Source organism: Streptomyces sp. NPDC052236 (assembly GCF_044548015.1).
Classification (GTDB): Bacteria; Actinomycetota; Actinomycetes; order Streptomycetales; family Streptomycetaceae; genus Streptomyces.
The window spans coordinates 1-7,899 of record NZ_JBIUBL010000070.1 but is presented as its reverse complement, the minus strand read 5'-3'; the positions used below and the strand labels follow the sequence as shown (position 1 = coordinate 7,899).

The window sequence follows — 7,899 nt, the reverse complement described above, 5'->3', positions numbered from 1 at the left end:
CAAGGCCATCGGGCACCTCCCGGGTTGAACTGGCCGTTCACCAGGGAGATTTGCACGATGGCCTGCCCTTTGCGCAGGGAGCGGAGACCGTCACCTGTCCCCGTACTCGTCTGAGTGCACCACCAAGTACAGAGATACGTGCACCACTGCTCAGGCCACGTCGGTGTCCCGTTCGATAGCCTGAAGACGGTTCTTCAGCCGGTAGCTGTTGCCGTTGATAGAGACGACCTCGCAGTGGTGCAGGAGGCGGTCGAGGATCGCGGTGGCGAGGACCTCATCGCCAAAGACCTGGCCCCATTCGCTGAAGGTCTTGTTCGAGGTCAGAATGACCGAGCCCTTCTCGTAACACTTGGAGATCACCTGGAAGACCAGGTTCGCCTCGGCGCGTTCGAGGGGCTGGTAGCCGACCTCATCGACCACGAGAACGCTGGGCCGCAGGTAGGTGCCGAGCTTGTTGACCAGCCGTCCGGCGGCTTCGGCGGTCTTGAGGTTGCGGACCATGTCATCCAGGGTCGTGAAGTAGATCGAGTAACCGGCCCGGCAGGCCGCGACCGCGAGGGCGACGGCGATATGCGTCTTGCCGACCCCCGGCGGCCCCAGAAGAGCTGCGTTGGCCTTGGCCTCGACGAACGAGAGGGTGGCGAGGTCCTTGACTTTGCGCGGGTCGAGGTCGGGCTGGAAGGAGAAGTCGTACTCGTCGAGCGTCTTGTGGTGCGGCAGCCTCGAGGTCCGCAATCCGCTGCGGAAGCGACGGTCCTCACGGACCGCGAGTTCCTCGGAGAGGACCAGGTCGAGGAAGTCGAGGTAGCCCATCTTCGACTCATGGGCCCGGCGAGTGAACTCGTTGAGGGTCTCCGCGAGATGTGGCAGACCGAGCTTGCCGGCCGTGGTGCGGATGCGGTTGCCGGTCAGCTGGCTCAAGAGAGTTCCTTCGTCGCGCGGTTGGTGGTGAAGGGGCGGGTGCCGGTCAATTCGTCATAGACGGACAGCGGTCGGCGGCCGACTTCGACGCTGGCGGCAGCGGCCCGGTTCAGCAGGGCTTGCAGCGAGCCGGCCTCGGACCCGAGACGCTGGTCACGACGGGGCGGAGGTGGGCCATCGCCGGTGGTAACGCGGCGTCCGGCTCCGGTGGGCAGACCGTCCCAGTGCGACTCGTCCACGACCCGGGCGCCGCGGCCAACCGCCCGTGAATGGGAGGCCAGGAAAGTTTCCCCGTCGGTGCCGGGGACGGTGGAGTGCAGTGTGACCTGCGACTTGGTCGCCCGGATCTCGACCAGCTGGCGTGGGCGGACCTTGCGGGCGGGCACCGAGTAGAGGTTCGCGTCGAAGGCGACCAGGCAGTCCTTGCCGACGTGCCGCAGATGCCGCTGGGCGACCGCATACGGCGTGCTCGGCAGCGGCCTCAGGGCCACGTGATCGCGCACGGCCCGATGCCCGATGATCTCGCCGTGCGTGCCATGCACCTTCGCCCGCCGCAGCGGCACCCAGGCCGTGAAGGCGGCGTTCATCTCCTCGATCGAAGAGAAGGCCCGCCCGGCCAGGACATGATCGCGGACGATCAGGACTTGGCGCTCGACCCGGCCCTTTCCCTGGGGCCGGTAGGCGGCCAGGACGTCGATGTCGAAGTCGTAATGCCCGGAGAACGCGACCGCTTCCGGGTGCAACGGGACAGCCTCACCCGGCGCGACATGCCGGCGCACGACCGTCTTGGTGCGGTCGTAGACGATCGTCATCGGTACCCCGCCGAAGTGCGCGAACGCCTGCCGGTGGCAGTCGAAGAAACTCGCCAGGTCCTGGCTGGTGGTGAAGCAGCAGAACGGATCACGTGAGTACGACAGCGTCATGTGGAACGAGTAGACCTTCGGGATCCCGACGTGGGCGAGGACCTTGCCCTCATCACCCCAATCCACCTGGGCCTGGGCACCCGGGATCACCTCGAACCGACGGTGCAGGCCCGCCAGTTCGCTTGGGCTGATGCCGAGCTCGTCTGCGATTCAGGGCCGGGCCTCCTGGAGATAGATCTTGACCCGCTGATAGTTGAGGGTGACCCCGTACTCCGACGCCAGGCGCTCGTGGATCACCGATGCCTTCAGCAGGATCTCCGACCTGAGCATCGCATCGACGAGCGGAGCGACTTCATCGACCACCCGTCGGTGCTGCCGGTCCTCGGCTGTCCTCTTCGGTGGCGCGACGGGAGCCTCGCCCGACAAGTACTTCGTGACCGTACGACGGTTCAGCCCGGTCTCCTTCGCGATCTCCCGCAGGCTCATCGCACCGGACTCGTACAGACTGCGAAACCGCCTCAACTCCAGCCAGCGATGCGGGTCCAAGACCACGTCAGCCGCCCCTCTGTCACCCCGAAACCGACGACAGAAGACCCGCGGCACCCGCCCGTCACCGCATCAACTTTGGTGCACTCTCATCCGTACGAGGTGGTGCACGTTCACTTGTACGCCGACATCACCGGATGCACGCCCCGGGCATCCGCCCGCGCACACCCGCACGGTGATCGCCTACACCATCACGCGGGACGCCATCCTCCGATGTCGTCGGGCTGAAGGAGCCCAGTGAGCACGCGGGTGAGGGTGCGGTCGAAGAGCGATTCCCACGAACCCTCGGCCTCGGGCGGCTGCCCGGTCAGGGCGGTGGCGAGGTGCGGGTGGTGGCCCGCCATGGCGACCTGGGTGAGATATTCCGCCTGGGCCTGCTGCCACTGCGGGATGGTCTGCCCGGCGAGACGCTGGATTACCTCGGCGCGGGTCAGAGTGGAGACGACGGCATTGAGGATCGCGATGGCCTCCAGCTTCGTCCGCGGACTGACATCGAGGTCGGCCAGCGCGGCCAGCGCGTGCTCCAGGTAGGTGACCGCGTTCGGCCCCACCGGGGTCCTCGTCGCGGTCGCGTCGAGCAGCCATGGGTGCGCGAGGTAGATGCTCCTGCTCTGCCAGGCCAGGGCGAGGAGGTCGTCGAGCCAGTGTCCGGGGCTGAGTGCGGCGTAGGAGATCTCGCCGTTGACCTGGTCGATCATCAGTTCCAGCAGTTCGTCGCGGGTGGCCACATAGCGGTAGAGGGATGCCGGTCCGGCGCCGAGGGCGACCGCCACGGCCCGCATGGTGACGGCGGGCAGGCCGTCCGCGTCGGCCAGGGCGATCCCGGCGGCGGCGATGCGGTCGCGGTCGAACGAGGGCGTCGGGCCGCGTCCGGCGCGTTCGGGGCGGAGCCAGATGCTGTGGGCGGACGGCTCGGCCATGGCCCCTCCTGTTCTGCGAACGGCGTATGCAGTACCTTAGGCCATATGAACTGCGAACATGGATCGCAGTATATGAAAGAGAGCCGACATGCCCCAGATGCAGCCGCAGCAGGAGTGGGCGCCGACCCGGTACGCGCACAACGGCGACGTGCAGGTGGCCTTCGACCAACTGAAGGGCTCCGAGGGCGAACCGCTGCTGCTCATCATGGGCTTGGCCACCGCCCGGTTCTGGTGGCCAGCCGGACTGTGCCAGGCCTTCGCCGACGCCGGGTTCGCCGTGGCCCGCTACGACCAGCGCGACGCCGGCCAGTCGACCCGGATGCCGGACACCGCCACCACCAACCCCTTCAAGGCCCTGTTCGCCAAGCGCGGGGACGCCTACACCTCCGAGGACATGACCGACGACGCGATCGCTGTGATGGACGAACTCGGCTGGGAGCGAGCCCATGTCTTCGGCCACTCCCTGGGCGGCGCGATCGCCCAGCGGATCGCGCTGCGACACCCCGACCGGGTGCTCAGCGTCACCTCCTCGGCGGCCCTGCCCAGCGACGTCTCCGGCCTGGGGGTCCTGCGCTACCTGCGGTTCGGCCTGCTCGCCAAGCTCGCCCGGACCAAGTTCCCCGAGGGCCGCGAGGGCGACATCGAGGCCGCCCTCACCGTCTGGCGCGGCATCGCCTCCCCCGGCTACCCCTTCGACGAGGCCGCGGCCCGCGCCTGGGTCGAGGCCGACGTGGACAGCGGCCCGCGCGACAACAAGGCACAGAGCCGCCAGATCGGCGCCCAGTGGCACGGACCCAGGCTCAAGGAACTACACCGACCCACCCTGGTCCTGCATGGCGAGCAGGACCCAATCCTGCGCGTCAGCGCGGGCCGCGCCACCGCCCGGGCTATCGACGGCGCCCGCCTGGTGACCTACCCCGGCGTCGGCCACGACCTCCCCGCCGCCCTGTGGGCCGACATCGCCCGCCAGGTCAGCGACATGGCGATCCGTCAGTTGCGGTCAGGCGGTGCGGGCGTGTTCGGACAGCCGCTGGGCGAGTGACAGCCGGGTGCACTCCGGCGTCGTGGGCACGGTGGCCATCTTGCCGGATCGTTGAGGCGCCGGACGCGGCAGGATGCTACCCGTCGTGATCCACTTCTCCCGATCGGCCCGTCTGTCATGCCCGTTGCCCCGGCCTGCCCGATCGTCGCGACCGCCGCCGACCGCGAGCGGTTGAAGAAGATGGCCTACGGCCACAAGACCCCGTACCGGTTACGGCGGCGGGCGGAGATCGTCCTGTACGCAGCACGGGGGCGCTCCAACGCGCGCATCACCCGCGAGACGGGCCTGCACCTGGACACAGTCCGCGCCTGGCGCGACCGGTTCGCCCACGGCGGGCTGCCGGCCCTGGCCGACCGCAAGCGCACCGGGCGTCCCGCCAGCTTCACCCCCGTGCAGGTCGCCGAGGCCAAGGCACTGGCCTGCCAGTTGCCGGCCGAGACCGGTACGCCCCTGTCGCGCTGGTCGTGCCCGGAACTGGCCGCCGAGCTGACCGCGCGCGGGATCACCGACACCGTCTCCGCGTCCACGGTGCGCCGCCGGCTACGTCAGGACGCGATCAAGCCCTGGCAGTACCGGTCCTGGATCTTCATCCGAGACCCGAACTTCCGCGTCAAGGCCCAGCGGGTCCTGGACCTTTACGCCCGCACCTTCGAGGGCGTCCCGCTTCGAGGGGACGAGTATGTCCTGTCCAGCGACGAGAAGACCTCTATCCAGGCCCGCTGCCGCTGCCATCCGACCCTCGCCCCGGGCCAGGCCCGGGCGATGCGCGTCAACCACGAGTACGGCCGCGGTGGAGCCCTGGCCTACCTGGCCGCCTACGACGTCCACTGCGCCCAGGTGTTCGGACGCTGCGAGCCGACCACCGGCATCGTGCCCTTCATGACCCTGGTCGCCCAAGTCATGGCCACCGAGCCCTACGCCAGTGCCAAACGCGTCTTCTGGATCGTCGACAACGGCTTCTCCCACCGCGGCAAGAGAGCCATCGACCGCCTGGCCAGCGCATTCCCGAACGCGGTCATGGTCCACACCCCCGTTCACGCCTCCTGGACGAATCAGATCGAGATCTTCTTCTCCATCGTCCAGCGCAAGGTCGTGTCGCCCAACGACTTCACCGACCTCAGCGAGGTCCGGGATCGGCTCCGAGCGTTCGAAGACCGCTACAACGCCACAGCACAGCCGTTCCAGTGGAAGTTCACCACCTCCGACCTGGACGATCTACTGACCCGGCTCGACCGACACACATCCGCCGACCGACAAGAAGAATCCTCCGCCGCCCTGACAACCTGATCAACCCCCGAAGGACTTCGAAACTCGACCACTAAGTCTAAGCTCTGTTGTCCAACGCTCCCATGGACTGGTCGAGAAGTGTGGCCAGAGTTTCGGTTCCCTTGCCGGCGAGCCATGCTTCGGTGGCCGCGTCGAGGCAGGCCAGACCGGCACCTACCAGCGCGGTCGCCACTGGGTCGTTGACGGCGGCGGGTCGGCCGAGACGCCTGCGCATCTCCGGATCGAGCAGTTCGTGCCAGCGCTGCTGCTTCTCCCAATGCCGGGCTTTCAGCGACGGTGTCTGGCACATCATGGTGAAGAAGCGGAGGGAACGGTCGGGCTCGCTCGCCTTGTCTTCGGTTATGACGTCGAAGGCACGTCGCAGGGCGGTCCATGGCCGCTCGTCCTCGGGGCGTGCGGTGAACGCGGCCGCGACCCGCTGCCCCATTCCTTGCAGGTCGTCGAGGGCGACGTCTTCCTTGGTTTTGAAGTAGCGGAAGAACGTCGCGCGTGAGAGCCCGGCTGCGGCTGCGATCTGGTCGACGGTGGTGTTGTCGAAGCCCTGAGCGTCGAACAGCCGCGACGCTGCGGCGACCGTCTCGGCCTTCATGGCGTCGCGGGCCCTGCTTCGCAGCGGGCGTGCCGCGCCCGTAGGGGAGCTGACGTTCGAGGTATCCATCGCGTCCCAGTTTAGGTGCAGGGCGGGCACATCCCAGTCTGGATGCAGGGCGGGAATCGTTGATACTTAGTCTCAGTTTGAGATAGGGTCTCACTCAGGTGATCAGGGCGGGCCGCCTCGACCCACGACTCGGCCGCGCTGACCGGATCCCAGCCCTAGTAGGAGTAGTCATGAGCACGTCCACCCAGCAGCGCGCCGCCTTCGAGGCCTTCCTCGACGGCATGCACACCGCGGACACCGACGCCATCGCCCGCCACCTCGCCGAGAACGTGGTGCTGAACAGCCCGTTCCTCGCCGAGCCGATCACCGGCCGCGAAGCAGTCGCGAACGTCCTGCAGACCGTCAGCAAGCTCGCCGACGACCTCACCGTGCAGGAGGTCCTGAGCGGCGAGAACCACCACGCCGCGTTCTTCCGGCTGCAGATCGAGGACGCCGTGGTCGACGGAATGGACTACGCCCGGCTCGACGCCGACAACAAGATCGCCGAACTGTCCGTGCTGTGGCGTCCCCTGCCCTCCATCGTCGAGATGCAAGGCCACATCGCGCCGGTCGTCGGCGTCCCGGCACTGGAGCTGCGCACGAAGGGAGAGTGAGGGGCGCCTGCCCGGCCTCGCCGCGCATACCCGACACCAAACTGACTTCTGTCCAGGAGAAGTATCGATGGCCTATTACATGATGGTTGCGCTCAAGAAGCACGATGCCGAGATGTTCGCCAAATACCAGAAGCTGACTGCGGAAACGCTCACGAATTACGAGTGGACCCCGCTGAGCATCAACGCGCCCAGCAAGATGATCGAAGGCGAAGCCGACCCTGATGTCTGCGTTCTCCTGACGTTCCCTGACGAAGCGAAGTTCGACCGCTGGTGGAACAGCACCGAATACAGCGAGGTCAAACATCTGCGCCACAACTCGACGAACGTCCTGCTGGCGGTCGGATTCGACGGTCAGGTCCTCGTTTGAGCAAACGGCAGCCGGCCAGCGTTCACGCCGGCTCAGTGAGTGCGTTGCGGCAAAGGGAGTCCCTGTTCGATGAGCAGGGGCTTCTTCGTGTGCGGGGCATGATCGCGACGGGGTAGGGGCAGGCAGCGGACGGCTCGTTGTTGATCGAGGAGGGTGCGATGCCGTCCGTGCTGGGATTGATCGACCGGCAGAGCCATCCACTTCACACCGTTGTCGACGAGGTAGCGCACCGCGTCGAGCATCTCGCGATGGCAAAACGCCTCCGGACGCCCGCCCAGCTTGAGAAGCCAGGCCGGCACCGGCATCGCGGAGCGGACCTCGGCCCACTCCGCATCCGTTATGTCTGGGATAGCAGCCTGCCCGCCGCCCCGGAGCGATCGAACCGAACCGGTGCACGTAGCAGTCACACCCAGGGGTGACCACGGTGGAGGCAGGCACAGTGGTACTGCTCAACTGATCAGGCAACGGGCTTCCTTGGTCGTGCTGGGTGTCGTAACCGCGTCACTACCAAGGGGCCCGTTCTTTCATGCCCGCGGCCGCACCCGAACCTCCGTCCAGATGATCACCCGCTGCCACTCGAACAAGATCCGGTTTGCCACAACGCACTTAGGGCCTGTGTGATGTCGTGATCAATCGGCTGCTCGCAAGAGGTCCTCGAGCCAGATCATCGAGGCGCGAAGTTCGAGGCCGGCGAGGTAGCTT

General features: G+C 67.1%; 8 protein-coding genes and 1 pseudogene. 4 read left to right on the top strand and 5 right to left on the bottom strand.

What is annotated here, in order from left to right:
- Positions 1 to 150: 150 nt before the first annotated feature.
- The 3 genes and pseudogenes from istB to ACIHCQ_RS44330 form a co-directional block, all read right to left on the bottom strand.
- A complete protein-coding gene (istB, locus tag ACIHCQ_RS44340; protein ID WP_399674991.1) occupies positions 151 to 921 on the bottom strand; it encodes an IS21-like element helper ATPase IstB in 771 nt (256 codons plus the stop codon).
- Positions 918 to 2,336: pseudogene (istA, locus tag ACIHCQ_RS44335) on the bottom strand (IS21 family transposase). The gene istB and the pseudogene istA overlap by 4 nt, the downstream one beginning before the upstream one ends.
- Positions 2,337 to 2,521: 185 nt before the next feature.
- Complete coding sequence (locus ACIHCQ_RS44330; protein ID WP_399674989.1) at positions 2,522 to 3,250, bottom strand: TetR/AcrR family transcriptional regulator; 729 nt, start codon at positions 3,248 to 3,250, stop codon at positions 2,522 to 2,524.
- An 88-nt stretch (positions 3,251 to 3,338) separates the two neighbouring features.
- Here ACIHCQ_RS44330 and ACIHCQ_RS44325 point away from each other — a divergent pair, with 88 nt between their 5' ends.
- Together ACIHCQ_RS44325 and ACIHCQ_RS44320 are read left to right on the top strand one after the other, a co-directional pair.
- Positions 3,339 to 4,292: an alpha/beta fold hydrolase gene (locus tag ACIHCQ_RS44325; protein ID WP_399674987.1), complete on the top strand. Its 954-nt coding sequence runs from the start codon at positions 3,339 to 3,341 to the stop codon at positions 4,290 to 4,292.
- Between the two features lie 117 nt (positions 4,293 to 4,409).
- The gene (locus tag ACIHCQ_RS44320; protein WP_399674986.1) at positions 4,410 to 5,579 is read left to right on the top strand and encodes an IS630 family transposase; all 1,170 of its coding nucleotides are present in this window, start codon (positions 4,410 to 4,412) and stop codon (positions 5,577 to 5,579) included.
- 37 nt (positions 5,580 to 5,616) lie between these two features.
- Here ACIHCQ_RS44320 and ACIHCQ_RS44315 read toward each other — a convergent pair whose 3' ends face one another.
- Positions 5,617 to 6,237, bottom strand: coding sequence for a TetR family transcriptional regulator (locus ACIHCQ_RS44315; protein WP_399674984.1), 621 nt, complete (start codon positions 6,235 to 6,237; stop codon positions 5,617 to 5,619).
- 170 nt (positions 6,238 to 6,407) lie between these two features.
- Here ACIHCQ_RS44315 and ACIHCQ_RS44310 point away from each other — a divergent pair, with 170 nt between their 5' ends.
- Complete coding sequence (locus ACIHCQ_RS44310; protein WP_399674982.1) at positions 6,408 to 6,830, top strand: nuclear transport factor 2 family protein; 423 nt, start codon at positions 6,408 to 6,410, stop codon at positions 6,828 to 6,830.
- A gap of 67 nt (positions 6,831 to 6,897) precedes the next feature.
- On the top strand, positions 6,898 to 7,197 hold the full coding sequence (locus ACIHCQ_RS44305; protein WP_399674980.1) for a DUF1330 domain-containing protein: 300 nt from the start codon (positions 6,898 to 6,900) through the stop codon (positions 7,195 to 7,197).
- A gap of 32 nt (positions 7,198 to 7,229) precedes the next feature.
- Here the strand turns inward: ACIHCQ_RS44305 and ACIHCQ_RS44300 are convergent, their stop codons facing one another.
- Positions 7,230 to 7,502 carry a hypothetical protein gene (locus tag ACIHCQ_RS44300; protein WP_399674978.1) on the bottom strand — a complete coding sequence of 91 codons (273 nt, stop codon included), beginning with the start codon at positions 7,500 to 7,502 and terminating at the stop codon, positions 7,230 to 7,232.
- Positions 7,503 to 7,899 lie beyond the last annotated feature (397 nt).